The following is a 19,992-nucleotide window of genomic DNA, read 5'->3' as shown; positions in this document are numbered from 1 at the left end:
GTCAGCGGTTTCCAATCAAGTCGAGGAACTGGCCGATCCGCAGCCGGGCATGGTCCGGGGCCATGCGTTCGTAGAGGCCGTCCAGGTTCGGTGGGGTTCGGTCGCCAGCACGGCGCCAGGCGCTCGTCGGGGCGTCCATGGGCACCTCGTCGGCCAGCTGCTCCAGCATGATCACGGTTCCCTCGCAGCGAATGTCGAGGGTGTGAACGTGATGGCGTTCCGACCGATAGTGGCGGCCTCGCGTGTACACACCGCCGGAGTGCTCCCGGACGTGCTCCTCTCGGACCCATGCGAACCCGTCGCCCCCGTTAAGGGGCGTGCGGTACTCGAAGCGATCGTAGAGGGGCGCCAGGGCCTTCAGCTCGGGCCGGATGCCGGGCAGCGGAGTGAACGTCTTGTTCCGCACGGCCCCCGAGAGGACCGTGGTGACGAAGGCGTAGCGGTGATCGTGGGGCATCACCAGTTCGGGGAGCTGCGATAGCTCTCCGTCGAAAAAGTAGATCTTCCTGGTCAGCTCGGGCGTCCGGCTGAGGCACAGGTAGTCAAACCCCTTCGTATGGAAGTTCCGGAAGGAGTTGGCGCAGATGGTCTCGATGTCGTCCATGATTGCGCCCTCCTTGGGCGCTACTGTCCCGGCTCGGTCTTCCGGGTGAACCACACGCCAAGGCCGCCCGCGGTCAGGATGGCCGCGAAGCCGGTGCCAAAGTCGGTGGCGTTGAACTCGTGCTGGTGGGCAATGACCGACCAAGCCGAGAGGACGAGGAACTGCACGGACCCCAAGCACCAATAGACCCTGGCCGGGGCGTAGGTTTCCCCGTCCTTGGCGGTCAGCAGGTGCTTGAGGGCCGCTCGCATGCCCTCGAAGTGAAGGAACCGCAGCAGGCGCATTACGCGGCCTGGGCAAGCGCCCGGATGCCGGGGCCGAGCGGGAGACTGTTTTCGCAAGCCCGCATGAAGAGGATTTCCTCGACCACGACCTGCGGTCCGGCTTCGGCGTCCGTCACCGTGATGCCGGCGGCAGCCAGGGCCGCTTCGACCTGCTTGATGTACGTGACGGTCTCGACGGTCTCCGCAGCCTGCTCTTGCGAGGTGCGCTCGATCTCGACGCGGCCGGCGGCCTCGACAAGGTACATGCCCATCAGCTTGGCGCCGGCACGGATAGCGGCGGCGATCGTGTGTTTCAGCTCGGCGCGTTCGTCCATGAACGCGGCCACAGCCTGCTCGTGGCGGTCGATCTCGGCGCCGAACTCACGGGCCACCTTGATCCAGGTGTCACGCGAAGCGCAGAGCTGGCGGTTGCCTTCATGGGCTCGCCCGAGCGCCCACTCGGCGTTTTCGGCGCGTTCGCGCAGCTGGCGGATGAGCTTGAACGGATTGTAGAAACGGGGGAACTTCATTGGTCTTCTCCCTTGGGGAACTCCTGGCATTCCAGGAGGGAGAGGCCGGCGGCGGTGATACGCCATGCTCGGCCCCAGTGATGCTGATCGTGTCGGACGGTCAGGAGACCGCGACAGGCAGCGATGGCGACCTCGTCGGCGGATTGCCGGGCGAAGTCGGAGCGGGTCAGAAAGGGCTGCTCCCAAGCCCTGCGAAGGACCGGGAGCAGTTGAGGGTCTTCAGTGACATTCGGCCCAGTTGGCACCGGGTTTGACGTCGACGTCGGTGGGGCACTTCCAGGAGACGAATGGCTCGCCTGCCCTTCGGCCGGTTTCGATGAGGATTGCAGAGACTTGGTCCTCCAGGCCCTGCCGGACCGCGACCTGCAGTTCGTCATGAATCCATCCAAGGAACACGACGTCTGCTTCAGGGTCCCAGTCACCGTGGAGCGCGTCAGAGAGCTTGAAGCCGGCATCGACCAGGGCCTTTTCGGCCAAGGTGATCCAGCTCTTGCACACGAGAGCGCCCGCGGACTGCAGGAGGGTGTTGAGGGCAGCGTGATCGCTACGGACGGGAAGCTTGCGGCCGTCTAGGCCTTTGAGCCAGCCCTTGGCCGCAGCGGCCTTAACAGCCTTGATGAGGCGATCGAGCGCCGGGAACTTCTTGAGGAAGCGGGCGCGGAGCTGAGCCCCTGCCTTCGCCCCCTTCCCGATGATCGAGCCAAGCTTGGCGTCGCCGGCACCGTACAGGAAGGCGTAAATGAACGTCTTGGCGACGTCCCGCATCTTCTTGTGCTGGGGATTATCGGGGTCCCGCTCCAGGTCGTCGGCGAGGCCGAACAGCGCCTTGGCGTTCTCCCAGTGGACGTCGCCGTGGAGGACGACCTCGATGTAGGCGCCCCCGTCGAAGGCAGCGAGGAAGCTACCGAGGCAGCGAAGCTCTAGGCCGCTCTGGTCAGCTCCGAGCTGGGTCCAGCCGCGGGGGACGTGGAACAGAACTCGACAGTCCCATCCGTATTCCGCGCCCACACTCGGGACCTGGGCGATGTTGGGGTTCGAGTGAGTCGCGCGGCCCGTGACAGCGCCATTTGTGTTATACCGTGCATGGATGCGTCCTTTCGGGGTGACCTGTTTGAGCCAGGCCTGGTTGCCCTCCCCGAGCTGCCCAATCCGCTTCTGGATGAGGAAGTATTCGGCGAGCAGTTTGGCTTCGGGGAACGGGAGGCGCTGCAGAACGTCGTCATCGACCTTCGGCTGTCCGCCATCGGTGAACTCGCTGGGCCGCCAGCCGTATTTGTCGATCAGGCGGTCTGCGATGTGGTCCCGGCTGGCCGGGTTGAACTCGCGGGTTTCCCAGCGCTCGACAGGAACGCCGGCCTTGTAGCCGCGGGTCTTGTTGTCGCGCTTCGGGATGAAATCTTCGAGCCTGACCCGCCAGGGCGGGAAGGCCTCAACCAGCTGCTTTTCCAGCTCGTGCCGGCGCTGGCACAGCCGGGCGTAGAGGGCCTGCGCTGCCTTCACGTTGAGCGGCCAGCCGTTGCGCTCCATGCGGCAACAGAGCCGCTGGACGTCCATTTCGAGCTGCATCGAGAGCGCCGTGGGCGCCTCGGCCATCAGGTAGCGGTAGACCCCGACGTTAACGACCGCGTCCTGGATCATGTAGGCGTGCATCGCCTCATTCCAGGAAGCCCACGGGTCGAGCCCCTGAGCCTTCATCTCCTTGGCGTAGTCGCCCTTGCGCTCGGCACCGATGCGGTAGCCCCACGCTTCCAGCGAGTGCGCCCCGACGAATTGGCCGGGGAACTCGTGGGGGGTCTTCCAAGGGAAGGGTCCAGGATCGACTTCGCCGGCTTCAATCCGGGCGGCCCGCTCGGTCTCGTAGAGATCGCGAGCCTCGCGGTACTTCTTCCAGGCGGATGCCCGCGGGAAGTCGATGCTCTTGATGTCCGAGAAGACCAGCTTGGCCAGCACGATCGTGTCGATCACGTCGCAGCTGCGGGCCGGCGAGATACCGTAAATTTTCTGAAGGACCGGGATGTCGAACCCGATCACGTTGTGGCCGACCAGGAGCGTCGCCTTGACGTACAGCTCTAGGAACTTGCCGATCTCGTGGGGTCGAAAGTCCAGGACCTCTTCGGTGTCGAGGTCGTAGAGAACCGCGCAGTGTACACGGGTCACTTCGGGCAGAAGCCCGTTCGTCTCCAAGTCGAAGACATACCGCCCCTGAGACCGGGCGGTTGGTGGTAATTTCATGGTGTTCCTGGGGCGTCTCGCTGGACGCCGGGTGTCTAAATCAGAGGTCGAGGCCGCCGGTGTCGACGGGCTGGAAGCCGTGGGAGGCAGTCTCGGGGGGCGCGTCGCTCTCCGCGAGCATGCCGTCCTCGGGGTTGTATTTGAGCCAAAGCGTGTTGCCGCCAGCGCGGCCGGTGAAGCGGTCCTTCACGCAGCGCAACAGCGTATAAAGGCGCATGTCAGGGTCCTCGTGGACCGTGTTGCGCTCCAGGCCGAAGGCGTAGTGGGCGAAGGCGCCGATTGCGCGGCTGCCCTTGAACTGGCTCAGCCGGACCTGTCCGCCCTCCTCATGGCTCGGGCCGTTCTCCGCGGTTCGCAGATGGCAGACCATGACGCAGAAGGTGCGCAGCTCCTGCATCAGCAGGGCCAGTTCCTTGACAATCGTCTCGACAGATTGCCGCTCGTTCGCCGGGTCCACGAGGGCCGTGAGGTTGTCGATCCAGAAGGATTTGATGCCCTTGGACACCGAGAGGTAGCGCAGGCGTTGCTTGAGGTCCTCCCAAGTCGTGGCCGCGAAGTTGCCGCCGAAGACGAGGTGGTCGCAGGATGCCAGCCGGTCGATCGCTGCCGTCAGTTCGTCCTGGGTGTATCCGCCCTCATCGGGAGGAAGGTGGAAGAGCCGATGGGCCGCCTTGCCGGCGACGCGCTTGACGGTCTCGACGGGCGGCTGCTCCATATAGATGACCGCTGTGGGCAGTCGCAGGACGTTGACGTCGTGCTCTATGTTTTCGGTGCAGAAGTCGGTCTTTCCAACCGCGTTTCCGGCCGCGAGGTAATAGGCTTCCCCCTCGCGCCGCCCGTAGGTCCAGCTCGTGAGCGTTGGGCTTTTCCAGGGGATGCCAATCGTTGGCAGGACAAGCGCCTGCTCCCGCAGGTCGGCAACGGTGAAGATGCCGTCCGGCTTGAACTCGGTGGCGTTCCAGTAGGCCTGCTGCACCGCCTTGGTGTCGTCGGCCAGCAGGGCCTCGCGGGCGTCCTTGTGGCCTGGAACCTCGCCGATGAAGGCCTTACCGGGCGGCAGGAGCGCTGCGACCCTCTTGGACCATTCACGGCCTGTTGCGTCGCCGTCGAAGACCAGCACGATCTTATCGAACTGGTCGATCCATTCGTACCAGGCGCGGATTGTGTCCTCGGCGCCCTTGGCCCCGTTGGGCAGCGAGACGCAGGGGTACTTGCCGCCAGTGACCTGATAGTAGGCGGCGCAGTCGCCCTCCCCTTCCCAGATGGTCAGTGATCGGCGATCGGACCCCTGCCCCCACTTGTGCATGAGGTACATTGGAGCCGCCTGGCTTCCCTTGGCGTGGGGAAACCGAAAGGTCTTGCCGTCCTCGGCGCCCTCGGGGAGCTTGTAGCGGATTTTCTGACCCCAGAGGGTCCCGTCGGGCAGCCGGTAGTCGAAGGTGACGCAGGGCTTGCGGGGGTAGTCTACGCCGAGGTGCTCAACGCCCATCGGGACTAGGCTGATGCCGATGTCGCGGCGGATGTCCGTCTTGATCCCGTAGGCGCGTGTAAAGGTCTCGTCGCCCAGGTCTCCCTGGTACGGCTCGTAGGGTTGGCTCATCTTGCTCTTGGTGTTGGCCGGCCGCCGGGGGCCGTCGTAGTCGTCGGGGAACTCGTTGTGTCCGCAGCCGTGGCAATGGCCGCGGCCGGAGGCGTATCGAGCTAGGTTGTCGCGGGAGCCGCAGGCGGGGCATGGCTCGTGCCCGACGAAAGAAGTCTCGTCGCGTGGCTGGTCAGCCAAGGCGTTCTCCATGTGATGGAATTGGGGCGCAGGCCCCACGGGTCCCCAGCTCCCCCTCGCGTCTGGGACAGGCCGGGGTCTGCTCGAACCGGGCTGGGGTGTGGCGTCCGTGGGCCTGCTTGGAATGAACCGCCGGCCGCGTAGGGGCCGTGCAGGATAACACTGGGCCTGGGCGGCCCGCGGGTGTCCCCGGCGGCTCTCAAGGCCCCTGCAGGTGAAAGGAGGGAAGCCCTGCAGGGGCCGTGGGAAACGTCAGTGGACGGGATGGTCGGGCATCAGCTAGGCTGAGCCCAAAGGAGATTTCCATGGCTCGGACACCTAGCGAGATTGCCGCTCTGCTCGATGATTTTGCCGATGTATTCTATGAGATGTCGGGTGCCCTGGCTGGGCAGGAGCGCCTGGGGGGCGCCGGCATGGAGCTGCTTCAGAGCAACGGGGAACCGTTCGATCTTCGCGAGTTGGCCGCGGACCTTAGGGCCTACGAGCGGGACCACCCGCCCGTCGAAAAGTAAGCGACTGCACCATGCGGTTCGTGAGCGGGATTGTCTCTGCCGTCGCCGCCATTGCTGGTCTCCTGACCCTGTTGGTCGCCTACTCGCCTACGGCGATCTACGCCGGTCTGGTTCCGTGGAGTAGTCAGCTGACAGTTGTCGGTGCCCTGCTACTCGCAGTCGGAATCTTTTTGGCTGGCCGGATGATCGGGCTGCGAGAAGCAGCGGCAGCCGCTAAGGGCCTCCCGGTGGCTGCGCCGGAACAGGTATCAGCCAGTCCTCGCGCTATGGGGATACCCGAACTACTATATGCCGCCCGCTCCCTTTGCCATGTCCTGCAAGCAGCAGATTTCAGAGACGAGGCAGCCAAGCTGCATATCATTGAACTGGAGAGGGCCCATTGGGCCTGGTACGAAGTGGCAAGCCTGAACGCCCGCAATCATTTCCTCGACGTGGCCCGCGCCGCTCGAAGCGCTCGCGAACTGCGGGGGAGGAACGTGTGGATGGCTGGGCCTGGACCGCACTACGGCGACTTTCCGGACGGCTCTCGGGTCAAATGGACCGCTGACATTGAAGCCGCAGCGGGAGCGTTGATAGCCGCTCTGGAGAACCAGCACGTGGCCAATCTGGTGTCTCTCGATAGCGTTTAGCCGGCTGAAAAATAAACGGGGTCGACCTGGTGTTGATCGACCCCGTCTGGATCATAGGCGCTGGAGCGCGAGCAGCTCTCCGCTCTGGAACCGCACGCGGTAGTCGCCAGAGGTGAAGCTGTGTGTGGTGCTCGCCGGCTCGGCAGCCGCAAAGGCGCGGGCTGCGGTTACGACCACCCCGACCGCGGCCTGGAGGGCTGCTTCGGGGGTCGGAGGGGCGGCCTTTACGGCCTTCGGTTTCGTGGGTTCGTCCATGTGATCCTCAGTGCCATCCTGTGGCGTTTTCAAAGGCGTCAGCCACCCAACCGAGGATGCCGGGCCGCGACGATCGGCGTTGCAGGGCTGGCTGGGGCGGCGGCGGGGGTGGAGGCGGCGGGCCATCGGCCGTCACGGTGTTGTTCACGCGGAGACTCTCCGAGCGATGGCGATAGAAAGCCTCCATCGCGTCTTCGTGAATCTTCTTGCGCCGCGCGATCTCGTCGGGGCTCAGGGCGCCGGGCGTTGTCATGCGGTCACCGCGGGACGGTCACGCCAGAGGCCGGCGATAGCCTGCCAGACGGAGCGGCCGTTGAAGAGGCGGCGCAGGGTGTACGAGCGGGCCAGCGAGATCGCCGTGAAGATCGCGCTGATCAGAAAGTTCTGACCGAACGTCATCGAGACATGCAGCACCGCCGGGAGGACCCAGTGGTTGGCGATCGTCGAGATGACGAGGCCGATCACAATGTTGACCAGCGACTCCATCAGGCTGTCGGTACGGGATTGCATCAGAAGTTCTCCCAGACCTGCGGCTCGGGCACGGAGGCTCGGCAAATCATGCAGGTCCAATTGGGGTAGTTGGCGTCACCACGCTTTCGCTCCAGATACGCCGTATGACTGCAGGCCTCCGGGGTATCGAGCGGTAGCTCAATGGTCCCCGGATCGAGGGGGTCTTTTGCCATCAGTCGTGGGGCGAGTACGTGTACACGTTGTAGCGACGGCGGGTGATCGGGTGCCGGTTGGTCGTCACCGCGATCGAGTAGCCGGCGTCCCGCAGCTCGGTGATGCGGCGCGTAAATGACCCGCTGTTGATGTCGAGGTCCAGCAGGGCCTCGCGGGGCGTGGTGCGTCCCTTGGCTTGCAAGTAGTCGAGCACCTCTTTGGCGCGGGGGGTCAGGTAGGTCGTCTTCATTAAGGTCCTTTCAGAGCTTGCGGGGGCCATTGCGGAGCAATGCCGCTAGGCGGATTGCGCGGGCGCCGACTTGGCGGGCGTACTTGGAAGCGAGCAGGCCATTGGCGGCGTCATCCCACCGGCCTTGCTGGATCGCTGCGAGCGTGTTGCGGAAGCTCAGCAGCCCGCGCTGGGTATTGCCGATCCCCATAAAGCCGAGGTTGACCATCACGCGCTGGCGAACGGGGTCGAGTTTGCGCCACCAGGGGAGCGCTCGGTCCAGGTCGGCCATCACGGCGTCGATGTCGTTGTCGAGTAGGACGACCCGCTGGGCCTCGGTGATGCCTTTTTGGAGGCACGAAGCGCGGGTGATTTTGAGCAGAGCGGTTTCGGCCGCGGTTATGCCGCCGTCCGCTCGATCAAGGTTCCGGCCGGTCCCGATGGACCAACAGCCCACGGTGTCTTTGTAGGGCTTTAGGCGGTCGCCCTCGTCGCGCGAAAGCTCCGCGCGGAGGACCTCTCGATTCAGGTCGTCCATTTCTCTCTTTCGGTGGGCTAGGCGCTGGCAGCCGCAATGGCGGCGTGGCGCTCTGGGTTGTCGGCTTCGTCGATCCAGGCCTGAGGGATGACCTTGTCGGAGAAGGGGATGCCGCGGCCCGCGCACCAGCTGGCGTAGGTCGTTTTAGATCCTTTGCGGATCGGCGACTTTGAGCGACTGAATACGAAGCGGATGTCGAGGCCGGGATGCTGGGCTTTGACCAGCTCGTGCTTCTGGCGATCGGCGACCTCGAAGATGCCCTTGGTCTCGACGATGATGCCGTTCGGCAGGATGAAATCGGGGGTGTATTTGTGACGGCTCGCGGGCTTCTCGTAGGAAACCCGGACCTCCTCGTACCGATAGGGGACCCCGCGCACTGCGAGGTCCTCCATCGTCTTGTCTTCGAGGCCAGAGCGGCCGTGGAGCTTCACTCGACCCTTAAATGTCGAGGATGCCACCGTCGTCCTGCGCCTGGTCGTCGCCGTCGCTGTCGTCGCCGATATTCAGCTCGGCAGCCGGGGCGTCACCGTCATAGGAGTAGCCGCCCTCGCCGTTCCAAGCTTCAAACTTGGCGCTGGACCCGCCGCGCTCGACCAGTTCGATGATCTGGACGCCGGTAAGGGTGAAGGAGATGCCTTCGTTGCCGTTCATGTCGTACGGCTTGAGGAAGCCCTGAACGAGGGCCTTGGTGCCGCCGCCGATCTGGACCGACTTGGGGTCGATCGGACGCGCATTGGCATCGACGATCGCGGGCGGCCGCTGGCTCTTCGACTTCAGGATCAGCTTGCCGGTCGGGACCTTCTTTGGCTTCTTGGTGCCAGCCGGCGCGTTCGGGTCCTTGACCATTTCGCGGCTCAGCGGGAGGTGCGCGTCAACGTCCAGACCGAATTGCTTGAGGGCGTCGGCGAGGATCGCCTTGGCCTGCTTCATCGCGTCGGAGTTGGGGTCCTCGGTGCCGTTGGCCGTATAGACGTCATACTTCTCGTCGGGCTTGTTGAGGCACGGGAACGACAGGATCAGCGGGCCGAACGTCGCGGTAATAGAGGGGGTCTTTGCCATAAAGGCGTATGGTATTCCGTAGGGGGCGGGTAACTGACAAACACAGACAGTCCGCAATTGTGGAGAAAAAGAAACCGGAGGTCGACTTGATAAGGCCGACCCCCGGAGGGAACGTGAGGAGGTGCAGAGGGCTGACCGAAGCCAGTTGTGCATATGGTCGCACTAATACCGCTTTTGCGGATATTCCACGGTTGCAGACCTTTTAAGCAAACGCGTAGTCGGACTGCAGGACCGCGGAGAGGTCCAGGGAGCCCTTGGTGGGGATTGGCGGCAGCTTGGCCTGCCCTTCCTCGCTGAGGACCGAGCGGGCATGGCGGTCCACCTCCCGGAAGGGGCAGTAGTCGGTATAGAGGTCGACAAATGCTTCCCGGATGATGCGGAAGAACCGACCTGTATTGCCGGCGTGGGTCGCGAAGGAGTCGTGGATGAGCTGGAAGTGCTCGATCCCTTCCTGCTTCGCCATCACTACAGTCCGGACCAGGTGCGAGGCGTCGAGGCTGTGAACCACGTTCGGGCTGATGGCGCTGCGGGCCTTCTTCTTGTCGATGCGCTTGGTGGGCGCCTCGCGAATGAGGCATTCGATCCTGGTCAGTACGTTGCCCGCCTCGTCGATCTTGGCGTCCCCTGTCGGCACCGCGACCTTGCGATCGTAGAGCCACATATTGACCCGCTTCGACGTGAACTCGCTGTACCGCTGGATGACCGGAAGGCCCGTTGGGGTCCGCCAGACGACGGGGAGGCTCTCATGCGCGAGCGTCGCCGCGACCTGCTGGAACCACGTGGCGGCCTCGTCGGCCTTGGGCGCCACGCGGGTGACCGCTGCGTAGACGTGGGACGCGAGGGTCTGGGCGCACGTGAAGCCGCCGTCTTGGACCAGCGTGACCTCCCCGGTCTCTTTGTTGGTCCGCTCAGTCAGCAGCGAGTACGGGTGGTGTACACGCTCGCCTAACGCCACTTCGTCAGCCAGCGGCCGCATCAGGTCGACCATGTGCTGATCGCGCATCCCAAATTTCCCGCTCCCGTAGAAGTAGGTCATCACGTTCCGCTTCACCTCGCCGCGGCCGAAGCCGTTGGCCAAGATCGTCGTCGCGTCCAAATCCCCACGGGTCGCGCAGGCCTCAAGGGTCGGCCGGGCGCCATCGGCAACCACTTGATAAATGTCGCCGGGAACATCGCGGGGCAGCAGGTTGACGTGATGGCCCTCCTCGGCCGAGCGCGTCATGGCCGCATAGTGCTGGAGGCCCGAGCAGCTCCCATCTAGCGCGACCGAGATGCAGGACGGAAAGTCCGGGCAGTAGTTCCAGATGGTCGCCCAGGTAGCGTATTCCATGCAGGCCTGGAGGAAGCAGAACGGGCTGTCCGCGGTTGACCACCAATCATAGGTCCCGAAGGGGTCTCTGCCCGCTTCAATTACGGCCTGCTCGTTGTCGCGAACCCACTGGACCCGGTCGTCGAACGGGCGTTTGCTGACCTTCTCGAAGTCCCCGCAGTTGGCCAGATGGATCATCAGCCACCGGCCGCCCTCGCCGCCCAGCGGAACAGTGTCGGCGAAGCGGAACATGGCTTTGATGTGGTCCGAGCGCTGCGGGTTGAAATGCGGCACCGCGTAGACCCTCCCGCGGAAGTCCATGCTGTGCGGTAGGTAGAAGCAGGGATGCTCGGCCAGTTGCTGTGCGGTGGCCGTGTCGGAGACGAACAGGCCCCCGTCGACAGCCGCGGAGCCTCGCAGGTCGCGGAGGGCCTTGCGGCGCCGGCTGAGCGCTGAGCGGGCCTCGGGGGTCAGTGCCTCCCATTCCTCGCGCGGCGTCTTCTTGGGCAGCTCGGGCATGGCGGCCAGCGGGAAGCTCTTGTTAGGCTGGAGGCGTTCCGAACGGCACCATTCGATGACGTTGAGGACGCGCTGGTCGATCGCAAAGCGCGTTCCCTGGATCGCGTTGAGCCCGTCGAGGACCTCGGCCATCTCGCCGGCCTTGATGGCCTCCCGGATCAAGTGCTGGTGCTCCCGGTTGAACGTGCGGACCATTGGCACCGTCTTGCTCAGCCGAAGGTCCAGATAGGCACCGGTGTCGTAATGGACCCATGGACGGGGCTCGACCACCATGGGCTTGAGGATCGGATGGAGCCAGGCGGCAGCTTCGGTCATCGTTGCCAGCTGGTCCTGGGCGGCCTCGGTCAGTAGCACGACCGGCACGGTCCCACGGTGATCGTTGAGGACCGATCGCTCGAAAATGTCGGGCAGGGTCGTCAGGATCAGATTGAGGACGGTTCCCCCGACCAGGGCGACCGTGCGCTGGGACCAGGTCAGACCCAGCCCGAGCTGCTCCTTAAGGCGATCGTGCCGTTTGCGGTTCACGCTCTCCCGCGGCTCGCCCTCAGCCATCTTGAGGAACCGGCGGGCTGCCTTAGGGTCGGCCTCCTGGATCATCGCGGCCTCGATCTCGACCTGGATTGTCCGGCCGATCGCGAGAGCTGTGGCCGACAGCATCTTGCCGAGCGCGACCGTGTTGAATGTCTTGCTGAGTGCGAGATATGCGACGGTGTCGGCGTCCAATTCCGACAGGGGCGCAAGGGCCGCCGAGGGTCGTCCCTTCCGGGCCTTGGCGTGCTCCACCCACCCCGTGATCGCTGCGGACAGCAGTGGGATGGCCCCGCGGATGATCTTCTGCACGTCATCGCGGCGCTCGAACCCTTCGCGGTTCGCCTTGTGCTGCTGGTCCTCCCAGTAGCGCTCGGCGCCGGCTTCAGCCGCAGTGTTCTCCAGGGACTGCTGGAAGCTGAGCTGATCGTTTGTGTAGTCCATTTGGCGTCCTTCCTCCTCGCTCTATGGCGGCCCTTACTGGGCAATTGTGCCAACGGTCGCACGAAACCGACAGTCAGCATATGCGGACCTTATGGGCATGGCGGTGCGCTCGGTCAACGCTGCCTCGTTGAGAATCCAACGTTTTTGCGACGAACGGTTGAACGAAAAATGGTCCCCCACCACGGACGATGGGAGACCACTTCGTTACGGTTCCGAGCTAAGCCCAGAAAATGGCTAAAGTCTGCGGTTGCGGACTGTCTCGGATTGCAGAATAGTCTGCAATTGCGGACTAGCACCTAAATCCAGCGCGTCTACCAGTTCCGCCACGCCCGCCAGAGGACCGCCGGTCGGCGGCGTCTATAGCAACTGCCCGGCTGGGAGCAACCCGCTTGGCAACCGACGGGGTCATAAAGGCGTTAATCGAGCGAAAGGAACCTCCCATGGCCACCAATCCACCGCCCGAGACACCCCCGCCCGAATTTCCGCCCGAGCCTAGCCAGCCCGCGCAACCGACGCCTGCCCCGCCCGAAATCGCGCCGCCGATGCCGGATATCGACATTCCCTCGCCCGGCGAACAGCCCACCGGCCCCGCCAACCCGCAAGGATGATCCCGATGACCGATCACAATACGCGGACCGAGACGGCCGGCGAACGCGATGCCCGCAAAGGCGACCCGCGCAGCGATCTCCAACAGGAAGTCGAAGCGCGCAAGGACGCGGTCGAACGCGGCGAAGGCGGCCCGGAGCCTGAGGCCTTGACCGCCCCCGGCCTGTTCTCCGGCAATGCCGGAACCGGCGGGGAGACCAAAAACCAGGACGACGACGCGCAATAGCGCGCCGCCGTCCTCACTCTTCGGATCGGTCAGTTCGCGGCGGTCAGATCGACGATGCGATCGCGGTCATAGCGCATCACACCCGGAATCACCGGCATCCGGTTGATCGTCACGCCGAAATAATTGGGCAGCTTGCCGACTGGCCGGAACCGGGCCGCCACGATGTGCGCACCGCTGAGTCGCGCATCGACTGCCACGCTGGCGCCGGCCGGTACCAGAAACGGCCCGTCCAATATAATGGGCGCCGAGGAATCGCCCTCCGGACGCTTGACCGTCAGATTGGCCTTGGCCGCGATGACACCAAGATCGACGATCTCCCCCGCCTTCGCGGCAAAGGCCACGCTTCCCATGCAGAAACAGCTGCCAATCGCGCCATTGGGGCCCATGGCGAGCGGTCCGTAGATGCGATATTCGCCCGGCGTCAGTTCCTGGAGATAGGTCGATAGGCCGCCCTCTGCCTTGGCGAAACGATTGATCGGGCCGATCGAGACACCGGCAAGCAACGGGAACGGCGTGAACTGGAAGTTTGCTTCGGTGGGCTCGATCGGCTTGTCGGGCAATGGCGGCAGCGCCGAGCCTTTGGGCGCACTCGCCCTATCCTTCACCGCCGCATCATATTGCGCCTGCTTCTTGACGTATTTCTCATGCGCCTTGGCCAGCGCATCGGCGCGAAACTTGTCGTAGCTCCCCTGATCGTCGGCGGTGGGTACCTTCATCAAATAGAGCGATACAGCCATGTCCGACCGCAGCATGACATAGGCTTTGGTCGCGTCTAGTGCGACGGCGGGCTTGTCCTTGACCGCGACGGTTTCGACGAAGACCGGCGCCTGTTCCTTGGCAATGGCGGGAACGGCTAGCGACAGCGCGATCAGCGCACTGAGCAGTGAGATCTTCATAGCCCCAGCACCTTTCCCTGCAGCTTGCCTGACGAGGCGACCAGGGCCTGTTGCTTGAGGTAATGCTGGCGCTTCTCCTCGTTGACGCCCGACAGGCCTTCTTCGAAATTAAAATCGTCCCACAGCGCCCGGGGCAAACCGTAACGATCATAGCCCTTGAAGTTCATGCACGTGCGCATGTTGACCCGACGCAGGCGGCGCTTTTCGGCCGAGCCGAAGATCGCCATCGCCACCGCGCTGCCGATCGCACCACCAAGCGCGCCGGCCATAGTCCCGGCATAGGGATAAGGCACCTGCACGTTGCTCATCCCGCTCTGCAGGCCGCGCGCATAATTATCGCATTCGGCAATGTCGCCATAAGCCGTGGCAAAGTCCGTGTCAGCGCGGTGAAAGACGTAATATTTGTCGAAATCCGCGGCCTCGGTGCCATCCGAAACATAGTCCAGTTTCGGCATCGTCACCGATTGCGCATCGGCATTGGTCACCGTCGAGACGCCGAATGGCGACGCGCTATCGGCGAGATAGACGGACTTTTCCTGTGCCGCTGCCGGTGTTCCGCCGAACGGCAGCGCGACCATGACCGCGACCGCGGCCAAATCATGCATTTTCATGCGCCCCCCCTTTTTGGATGCGGCGAATCGCCGCGTCCCCCGAGGCGCACCATAAACGGCGGTAAAGGCCGGACAAGTAGCACCGGAACCGGGGTGGCAGCTCACACTTTGGGGAGTCTGCGCGCGCTCAGCACCTTCACCGGCGCCGCCGGCACTTCTCCCTTGAACGATCCGCGCACGGTCGCGTTCGGATCGATCGGGGCGTCGAATATCTTGAGCACCACGTCCATGCCGTCCACCACGCGGCCAAACGCGGCATAGCCGAGGTTGGTCTTGGTGGCGTCGTCCGGCTTGGTAGCGTCGGCGTCGAATGACGGCTGGTCGCCGACGCTGATCGTGAAGTCGCCGCGCGCCGATCCCGGCGCCAGCCGCGCGGTCGAGAGCGTGCCGTTGAGATGCTTGAGGCCGGTGATCGTGGTCGGCTCGTGCTTGATCGGCGGCAGCGTCCGCTTCGGGTCGCCATTGGTCCCGAACTGCACGAAGCCGAACTTATCGGCCACCTTGCACGTGCGATAGAAAGTGATTCCGTCGAGCTTCTTCTGGTCGACATAGCGCAGGAAATTGGCGGCGGTGACCGGCGCCTTGGCCGTCTCTACCTCGACCGTGAAACTGCCGACAGTCGTCGTGATCTGCACGCGTGGCAGGGCGGACACAGGTGTCGGCGCGACCGCCGGGGTCGGAGCAGGCTGCGGCGCGGGCGCCGGACTCGTCTGCGCCATCACGGGTGCGGCCAGCAGGCCCAACGTCAGGGGAATCATTCGCAGCATCGGGATACTCCTCTCGGTCCAGCCTATGGCGGCGAACACGCCGCCGCAACGGTTGGAGACAACACCGGATCGGCATTGATCATCCTGGGGTTGTGCGAGCACCATATTTCAGTATTTAAGTAATCTCTTTATTTCTTACGTGAGCTATGCCGATGAATGTCGCGCCGCCACCACCCCACCCGACCGGTTGCAGCGGCTCGTTGGCCATTCTTGCTGCGGCGGTACCAGTATCGGTGATCATCGGAGTCGTCGCCGACCTGTTGCGATTGCTCCCGTTCGTCATGGGTGTGACGATGGTGATCGCCATGATCGGCGGTGCACCGATCCTCGGCTTTCTGCGGCGCCGAGGCCGCATTTCATGGCGCTCGGTCGCCAAGGGCGGCCTTGTCGCCGGATTATTCGTTCCTCTGTTGCTGCTACCCTGGGCCATTTCCGCGGTGTTGAGCGATGCGATTTCGCCCAATGGCCGATGGATCGGCGCGGTTTCCAGTCTGATCCTCGTCCTCAGTGGTTTCGGCGTCGCAGGCATTGTCGGGGCGTTCACGACCTGGGGATTGCTCGAGTGGTTGACGACCGAACAGGAATTACCCGCCGCCCGACGCTGGAGGTTTGGGCTGCTCGCTGTTGCGGTAGTCGGCGCGATCTTCGGCGGCACGGCCGTCCCCGGCCTGTACGTCGATCGCTCCTGCCACAATCCGATGCGCGACGGGCGAGAGTCGCTTGGTCCGGTCGCAGGGTTCGAACTGCGCCTCCCGGTCCGCGAGTGGCCAGTCCTACGCCGCGAGCTGCGGCAATTCGCGGCAACCAGGCACTGGTCGTTCCGCGATCCGACGCCATCCAGCCCCGACATGCAATGGTTCGACGCCAGCTTATGCACAGAGGCCGGAACGCAGATTGGGACGCTCTACGCCGCGGCCATCGACGACGGCATCGTCTTCAGTGTTTACCAGCCCCAAGGCGGTGACAGTTGGAAGCAGCCGACGCATGCGCTCCAGCGGCAATTGGAAGCCCGATGGCCGGGAAAAATTTCCTATCTGGCGGGGCCGAGCGAACTGCCCGCCCCGCCTTGGCCGCTCAGCCCAAAGCCTTCTTCAGCAGCTCGTTCACCACGCCCGGATTGGCCTTGCCCTGCATCGCCTTCATCGTCTGGCCGACGAAGAAGCCGAACAACGCTTCCTTGCCGCCGCGATACTGCTCCAGCTGGTTCGGATTCTTCGCCAGCACATCGGCGATCACCGCCTCGATCGCGCCGGTGTCGCTGGTCTGCTTGAGTCCGCGTTCCTCGACGATCTTGCCCGGAGCATCGCCGGTCTCGAGCATCACCTCGAACACCTGTTTGGCGAGCGTGCCCGACAAGGTGCCATCTGCGATCAACGCGAGCAATTCCGCGGCCTGGCCTGGCGTGACCGGCGATTCGGTGATGTCCTTGCCCAGCCGGTTGAGCGCGCCGAACAATTCGGACGACACCCAGTTCGCCGCCGCCACCGGCTTGGCGCCTTCGTCGAGCAACGTATCGAACCAGCGCGCGGTCTCGACCTCGGCGGTCAGCACATTGGCCTGATAAGGAGTGATCCCCTGCCCCTCGTACCGCGCGCGCTTGGCGCCGGGCAGCTCGGGCAGGCTCGCGCGGCACGCTTCGAGGAACGCGTCGTCGAGCTCGAGTGGCAGCAGGTCGGGATCGGGGAAATAACGGTAATCGTGCGCGTCTTCCTTCGACCGCATCGAGCGTGTCGTGCCGGTATCGGGATTGAACAGCCGTGTCTCCTGGACGATCTTGCCGCCCGATTCGAGCACATCGACCTGGCGCGACGCCTCATGCTCGATCGCCTGCATCACGAAGCGGATCGAGTTGACGTTCTTGGTTTCGGTGCGCGTGCCAAACTCCTCGCCGGGCTTGCGTACCGACACGTTGACGTCGGCGCGCATCGACCCCTGGTCCATATTGCCGTCGCACGAGCCGACATAGCGCAGGATCGAACGCAACTTGGTCAGATAGGCGCCCGCTTCGGCCGGCGAGCGCATGTCGGGCTTGCTGACGATCTCCATCAGCGCGACGCCCGAGCGGTTGAGGTCGACATAGGACCGGGTCGGATGCTGGTCGTGCATCAGCTTGCCGGCATCCTGCTCGACATGGATGCGCTCGACGCCGATCTTTTTGGTCGCCTCGGCCTCGCCTTCCAGCTCGATCTCGACCGAGCCTTCGCCGACCAGCGGATGATAGAGCTGGCTGATCTGATAACCCTGCGGCAGATCGGCGTAGAAATAGTTCTTGCGGTCGAACCGCGACCATTTGTTGATCTTGGCGTCGATCGCCATGCCGGTGCGTACCGCTTGGCGGATGCATTCGCGGTTGGGCACGGGCAGCATGCCAGGCATCGCCGCATCGACCAGCGACACCTGGGTATTGGGTTCGGCGCCGAATTCGGTCGCCGCGCCGGAGAACAATTTGGCCTGCGAGGTGACCTGGGCGTGCACCTCGAGTCCGATGATTACTTCCCATTCGCCGGTGGCGCCATGGATGCGGTAGGTCGAGGGTGCGGCAGTGCTGAGCGGTTCGGTCATGCCGGCCGAATAGCCTTAGCGACCCGCGTGCCGCAAGGCTCAGGACAACGGATAGACGTCCGAACTCCTGATCCAGCCGCTCACCGCTTTGCCGCCACCGAGGAAATCGACTTGGATCCAACCTGGCCGGCTGGCGCGGATGCCGACGCCACCGCCCTTCACGACATAGGCTTTGCGCGGCGCCTTGCTGATCGGGCTATCGTATAAATGGGCGCGGGCGCGCTTGATCACGGCCACCGATACCCAGGGATAGGCCGTCTGGAGAGTGAATTCGGCGGGCTGGTCCTTGTCGGCGAAATGCTGGACGTTCCAACAGCCGCCATGCTCCGTCGCCAGCCGGACGCTGAGACTCCCGTCACTTTCGCGGGACAGCGTTCCCATGACCACCTCATCAGGAGTTTCCGGAAAGTAACTGCGGATCGCGCCGTTCACCTTGCCGGAAAAATAGAAGATGCAGTTGAATCGCCCGTTGCCGGTCGACGATTGATAATAGCCGCGGACGACATGCGATGCCGGGTCGACGGCGATCAGCATCTCGCCGCCATAATCGCCGCTGGCGATATCGCTGTCGCTTACGGGGCGCGAACTCGCGGTAGAGGCGGCGGTGGCGACCGCCAGGAAAGCAGCACCAGCCAGCGTCCGTGTCAGTACGCCCATCGCACCCTTCCCTGTCTCCGCGACTCTATGCCTACGCGGCCGCTTCCTGATCGAACAGCGAGAAGCCGCTCGGCAGGCGGCGCGGGCGCGGGCGCCCCTGGATCTGCCCGTCGATCGCGGCGATCGCGGCGATCAGGTCGGCCGGGCGATAGGGTTTAGCGAGGCAGCCGCGGGCAAAGGCGCGGCCACCTTCGGGACATTCGCCGGTGACGAAGACCACCGCGACTCCGCGGGCATGCGCCGCCCGCGCAACCTCGATGCCACTGCCATCGGCCAGGGTTATATCGACAAGAACGAGGTGGACGTCGACACCCGATGCCAGCACCGCGACGGCGTCGGCGACGCGATCGACCGTGGCGACGACCTCGAATCCCTGTTCGATCAGCGCATGCTCATTATCGAACGCGATCAGCGGCTCGTCCTCGCAGACGAGGAGGCGCGTAATGACTCTTTTTGCGTGTCCGAACACCATAATCGTTCAACCCAGTCGCGCGCAGATCGTTTCGTCAGCGCGTCGTTACGTGTGCGTGGCTTAACGCCCGGCAACGGATACGGTGTAAATTTTCCCCCGCTCCCCAGCCAATCAGTATATTGGCGCGACCATGCCTCCCTCCAAGACTCCCGACGATCAGCGGATCGCAAAAATGTTGGCGCGCGCCGGAATCGCCTCGCGGCGCGAAGTCGAGCGCATGATTGCCGAAGGGCGCATCGCGATCGATGGCGTCGTCGTCGAAACGCCCGCGACTCTGCTGACCTCGCTCGCCGGCGTCACGGTCGACGGCAATCCGGTGCGCGAGGCGGAAGCCGCGCGGCTGTTCCTCTATCACAAGCCCAAGGGCCTGCTGGTGACAGAGCGCGATCCGGCGGGTCGTCCGACGATCTACGATCGCCTGCCCAAGGGACTGCCGCGGCTGGTCCCGGTCGGCCGGCTCGACCTCGCGACAGAAGGCCTTTTGCTGCTGACCACCGATGGCGGGCTCAAGCGCCAGCTCGAGCTGCCGGCGACCGGCGTCGAACGGGTCTATCGTGCCCGCGCTTATGGCACCGTCGCCCAGTCACAACTCGAGGATCTGATCCATGGCGTCGAGATCGAGGGCGTCCGCTACGGATCGATCGACGCTAATATGGAGCGACGCACGGGCGCCAACTTCTGGATCGAGCTCAAGCTGACCGAGGGCAAGAATCGCGAAGTGCGTCGCGTACTCGAATATCTCGGCCTCGAGGTCAGCCGGTTGATCCGCACGCGCTACGGTCCGTTCGCGCTCGGCGACTTGCCGATGGGGGCGATCGGCGAAGTGCGCGCGCACGACATCGATTCATTCCGCAAGGATCCGACCCGGCTCGATCTGCCGCAACCGGCGCGCAAACAGGTCAGCGAGCTTTCGAGCCCCACGCCTTCAGCCGGGGCACATCGCACGCCGCCGAGAGCGGCGGGCAATTCCCGCACCCGCAACGAGCCCGAGCAGCGACGCTGGCAGACGGCAGCGCAGCGCAACGCTCCCTCTCCCCTCCGGGGAGAGGGTCGGGGAGAGGGGCAGTCCAACAGGCGGGCGGCCTCGAATGTGGCGGCGCC

General features: G+C 64.3%; 23 protein-coding genes. 5 read left to right on the top strand and 18 right to left on the bottom strand.

From position 1 onward, the window contains the following. Position 1: 1 nt before the first annotated feature. The 5 genes from SAS01S_RS00630 to SAS01S_RS00610 form a co-directional block, all read right to left on the bottom strand. Entirely contained in the window at positions 2–604 is a 603-nt protein-coding gene (locus tag SAS01S_RS00630) for a hypothetical protein (protein ID WP_157082607.1), read from the bottom strand. Positions 605–624: 20 nt separating this feature from the next. Next, entirely contained in the window at positions 625–888 is a 264-nt protein-coding gene (locus SAS01S_RS00625) for a hypothetical protein (RefSeq protein WP_066803253.1), read from the bottom strand. Continuing rightward, the gene (locus SAS01S_RS00620) at positions 888–1,397 is read right to left on the bottom strand and encodes a hypothetical protein (protein ID WP_066803250.1); all 510 of its coding nucleotides are present in this window, start codon (positions 1,395–1,397) and stop codon (positions 888–890) included. The genes SAS01S_RS00625 and SAS01S_RS00620 overlap by 1 nt, the downstream gene beginning before the upstream one ends. A 219-nt stretch (positions 1,398–1,616) precedes the next feature. Next, positions 1,617–3,629, bottom strand: a complete 2,013-nt coding sequence (locus SAS01S_RS00615) for a DNA polymerase (protein ID WP_084238362.1) — start codon at positions 3,627–3,629, stop codon at positions 1,617–1,619. A 40-nt stretch (positions 3,630–3,669) separates the two neighbouring features. After that, entirely contained in the window at positions 3,670–5,409 is a 1,740-nt protein-coding gene (locus SAS01S_RS00610) for a DnaB-like helicase C-terminal domain-containing protein (RefSeq protein ID WP_169804879.1), read from the bottom strand. Positions 5,410–5,714: 305 nt separating this feature from the next. Here SAS01S_RS00610 and SAS01S_RS00605 point away from each other — a divergent pair, with 305 nt between their 5' ends. After that, positions 5,715–5,921 carry a hypothetical protein gene (locus SAS01S_RS00605; protein ID WP_066803241.1) on the top strand — a complete coding sequence of 69 codons (207 nt, stop codon included), beginning with the start codon at positions 5,715–5,717 and terminating at the stop codon, positions 5,919–5,921. Between the two features lie 11 nt (positions 5,922–5,932). After that, entirely contained in the window at positions 5,933–6,550 is a 618-nt protein-coding gene (locus SAS01S_RS00600) for a hypothetical protein (protein ID WP_066803238.1), read from the top strand. Positions 6,551–6,812: 262 nt separating this feature from the next. Here SAS01S_RS00600 and SAS01S_RS00590 read toward each other — a convergent pair whose 3' ends face one another. The 7 genes from SAS01S_RS00590 to SAS01S_RS00560 form a co-directional block, all read right to left on the bottom strand. Beyond that, positions 6,813–7,058 (bottom strand): hypothetical protein, encoded by a 246-nt coding sequence (locus SAS01S_RS00590; protein WP_066803232.1) that lies wholly within the window; start codon positions 7,056–7,058, stop codon positions 6,813–6,815. After that, positions 7,055–7,315 (bottom strand): DUF7220 family protein, encoded by a 261-nt coding sequence (locus SAS01S_RS00585; protein WP_174544926.1) that lies wholly within the window; start codon positions 7,313–7,315, stop codon positions 7,055–7,057. The genes SAS01S_RS00590 and SAS01S_RS00585 overlap by 4 nt, the downstream gene beginning before the upstream one ends. A gap of 172 nt (positions 7,316–7,487) precedes the next feature. Further along, on the bottom strand, positions 7,488–7,718 hold the full coding sequence (locus SAS01S_RS00580; protein ID WP_169804878.1) for a helix-turn-helix domain-containing protein: 231 nt from the start codon (positions 7,716–7,718) through the stop codon (positions 7,488–7,490). Between the two features lie 10 nt (positions 7,719–7,728). Then, positions 7,729–8,235 (bottom strand): glycoside hydrolase family protein, encoded by a 507-nt coding sequence (locus SAS01S_RS00575; protein ID WP_066803225.1) that lies wholly within the window; start codon positions 8,233–8,235, stop codon positions 7,729–7,731. A gap of 17 nt (positions 8,236–8,252) precedes the next feature. Next, the gene (locus SAS01S_RS00570; protein ID WP_218016223.1) at positions 8,253–8,666 is read right to left on the bottom strand and encodes a hypothetical protein; all 414 of its coding nucleotides are present in this window, start codon (positions 8,664–8,666) and stop codon (positions 8,253–8,255) included. Positions 8,667–8,673: 7 nt separating this feature from the next. After that, positions 8,674–9,294 carry an ssDNA-binding protein gene (locus SAS01S_RS00565; RefSeq protein ID WP_066803219.1) on the bottom strand — a complete coding sequence of 207 codons (621 nt, stop codon included), beginning with the start codon at positions 9,292–9,294 and terminating at the stop codon, positions 8,674–8,676. Positions 9,295–9,496: 202 nt separating this feature from the next. After that, positions 9,497–12,094: a DNA-directed RNA polymerase gene (locus tag SAS01S_RS00560; RefSeq protein WP_066803216.1), complete on the bottom strand. Its 2,598-nt coding sequence runs from the start codon at positions 12,092–12,094 to the stop codon at positions 9,497–9,499. A 440-nt stretch (positions 12,095–12,534) separates the two neighbouring features. Here SAS01S_RS00560 and SAS01S_RS23215 point away from each other — a divergent pair, with 440 nt between their 5' ends. Together SAS01S_RS23215 and SAS01S_RS00555 are read left to right on the top strand one after the other, a co-directional pair. Next, positions 12,535–12,702 (top strand): hypothetical protein, encoded by a 168-nt coding sequence (locus SAS01S_RS23215; RefSeq protein WP_169804877.1) that lies wholly within the window; start codon positions 12,535–12,537, stop codon positions 12,700–12,702. A gap of 5 nt (positions 12,703–12,707) precedes the next feature. Continuing rightward, positions 12,708–12,926 carry a hypothetical protein gene (locus SAS01S_RS00555; protein WP_066803214.1) on the top strand — a complete coding sequence of 73 codons (219 nt, stop codon included), beginning with the start codon at positions 12,708–12,710 and terminating at the stop codon, positions 12,924–12,926. Positions 12,927–12,955: 29 nt separating this feature from the next. Here the strand turns inward: SAS01S_RS00555 and SAS01S_RS00550 are convergent, their stop codons facing one another. From SAS01S_RS00550 to SAS01S_RS00525, 6 genes are all read right to left on the bottom strand, one after another. After that, positions 12,956–13,822 (bottom strand): hypothetical protein, encoded by an 867-nt coding sequence (locus SAS01S_RS00550; RefSeq protein ID WP_066803211.1) that lies wholly within the window; start codon positions 13,820–13,822, stop codon positions 12,956–12,958. Beyond that, positions 13,819–14,433 carry a hypothetical protein gene (locus SAS01S_RS00545; protein WP_066803208.1) on the bottom strand — a complete coding sequence of 205 codons (615 nt, stop codon included), beginning with the start codon at positions 14,431–14,433 and terminating at the stop codon, positions 13,819–13,821. Before SAS01S_RS00545 ends, SAS01S_RS00550 begins: the two co-directional genes overlap by 4 nt. A 101-nt stretch (positions 14,434–14,534) precedes the next feature. Further along, a complete protein-coding gene (locus SAS01S_RS00540; protein ID WP_084238360.1) occupies positions 14,535–15,200 on the bottom strand; it encodes a peptidylprolyl isomerase in 666 nt (221 codons plus the stop codon). Between the two features lie 1,074 nt (positions 15,201–16,274). Further along, positions 16,275–17,762, bottom strand: coding sequence for an Asp-tRNA(Asn)/Glu-tRNA(Gln) amidotransferase subunit GatB (gatB, locus tag SAS01S_RS00535; protein ID WP_066803205.1), 1,488 nt, complete (start codon positions 17,760–17,762; stop codon positions 16,275–16,277). 39 nt (positions 17,763–17,801) lie between these two features. After that, a complete protein-coding gene (locus SAS01S_RS00530; protein WP_066803203.1) occupies positions 17,802–18,419 on the bottom strand; it encodes a hypothetical protein in 618 nt (205 codons plus the stop codon). Positions 18,420–18,450: 31 nt separating this feature from the next. Next, positions 18,451–18,891: a response regulator gene (locus tag SAS01S_RS00525; RefSeq protein ID WP_066803201.1), complete on the bottom strand. Its 441-nt coding sequence runs from the start codon at positions 18,889–18,891 to the stop codon at positions 18,451–18,453. A gap of 130 nt (positions 18,892–19,021) precedes the next feature. On the opposite strand from SAS01S_RS00525, the gene SAS01S_RS00520 reads away from it, so the two are divergent. Beyond that, positions 19,022–19,992 (top strand): pseudouridine synthase (locus SAS01S_RS00520; RefSeq protein WP_245656700.1); only part of this gene is annotated, 971 nt, incomplete at its 3' end.

This window comes from Sphingomonas asaccharolytica NBRC 15499 (assembly GCF_001598355.1).
GTDB lineage: Bacteria > Pseudomonadota > Alphaproteobacteria > Sphingomonadales > Sphingomonadaceae > Sphingomonas > Sphingomonas asaccharolytica.
The sequence above is the reverse complement of the archived record's forward strand: the minus strand, read 5'-3'. Positions and strand labels throughout refer to the sequence as shown.

Coding starts and splice junctions, on each gene's coding strand:
- SAS01S_RS00630 (WP_157082607.1), bottom strand. CDS start 604: ATGGACGACATCGAGACCATCTGCGCCAACTCCTTCCGGAACTTCCAT.
- SAS01S_RS00625 (WP_066803253.1), bottom strand. CDS start 888: ATGCGCCTGCTGCGGTTCCTTCACTTCGAGGGCATGCGAGCGGCCCTC.
- SAS01S_RS00620 (WP_066803250.1), bottom strand. CDS start 1,397: ATGAAGTTCCCCCGTTTCTACAATCCGTTCAAGCTCATCCGCCAGCTG.
- SAS01S_RS00615 (WP_084238362.1), bottom strand. CDS start 3,629: ATGAAATTACCACCAACCGCCCGGTCTCAGGGGCGGTATGTCTTCGAC.
- SAS01S_RS00605 (WP_066803241.1), top strand. CDS start 5,715: ATGGCTCGGACACCTAGCGAGATTGCCGCTCTGCTCGATGATTTTGCC.
- SAS01S_RS00600 (WP_066803238.1), top strand. CDS start 5,933: ATGCGGTTCGTGAGCGGGATTGTCTCTGCCGTCGCCGCCATTGCTGGT.
- SAS01S_RS00590 (WP_066803232.1), bottom strand. CDS start 7,058: ATGACAACGCCCGGCGCCCTGAGCCCCGACGAGATCGCGCGGCGCAAG.
- SAS01S_RS00585 (WP_174544926.1), bottom strand. CDS start 7,315: ATGCAATCCCGTACCGACAGCCTGATGGAGTCGCTGGTCAACATTGTG.
- SAS01S_RS00580 (WP_169804878.1), bottom strand. CDS start 7,718: ATGAAGACGACCTACCTGACCCCCCGCGCCAAAGAGGTGCTCGACTAC.
- SAS01S_RS00575 (WP_066803225.1), bottom strand. CDS start 8,235: ATGGACGACCTGAATCGAGAGGTCCTCCGCGCGGAGCTTTCGCGCGAC.
- SAS01S_RS00565 (WP_066803219.1), bottom strand. CDS start 9,294: ATGGCAAAGACCCCCTCTATTACCGCGACGTTCGGCCCGCTGATCCTG.
- SAS01S_RS00560 (WP_066803216.1), bottom strand. CDS start 12,094: ATGGACTACACAAACGATCAGCTCAGCTTCCAGCAGTCCCTGGAGAAC.
- SAS01S_RS23215 (WP_169804877.1), top strand. CDS start 12,535: ATGGCCACCAATCCACCGCCCGAGACACCCCCGCCCGAATTTCCGCCC.
- SAS01S_RS00555 (WP_066803214.1), top strand. CDS start 12,708: ATGACCGATCACAATACGCGGACCGAGACGGCCGGCGAACGCGATGCC.
- SAS01S_RS00550 (WP_066803211.1), bottom strand. CDS start 13,822: ATGAAGATCTCACTGCTCAGTGCGCTGATCGCGCTGTCGCTAGCCGTT.
- SAS01S_RS00545 (WP_066803208.1), bottom strand. CDS start 14,433: ATGAAAATGCATGATTTGGCCGCGGTCGCGGTCATGGTCGCGCTGCCG.
- SAS01S_RS00540 (WP_084238360.1), bottom strand. CDS start 15,200: ATGCTGCGAATGATTCCCCTGACGTTGGGCCTGCTGGCCGCACCCGTG.
- gatB (WP_066803205.1), bottom strand. CDS start 17,762: ATGACCGAACCGCTCAGCACTGCCGCACCCTCGACCTACCGCATCCAT.
- SAS01S_RS00530 (WP_066803203.1), bottom strand. CDS start 18,419: ATGGGCGTACTGACACGGACGCTGGCTGGTGCTGCTTTCCTGGCGGTC.
- SAS01S_RS00525 (WP_066803201.1), bottom strand. CDS start 18,891: ATGGTGTTCGGACACGCAAAAAGAGTCATTACGCGCCTCCTCGTCTGC.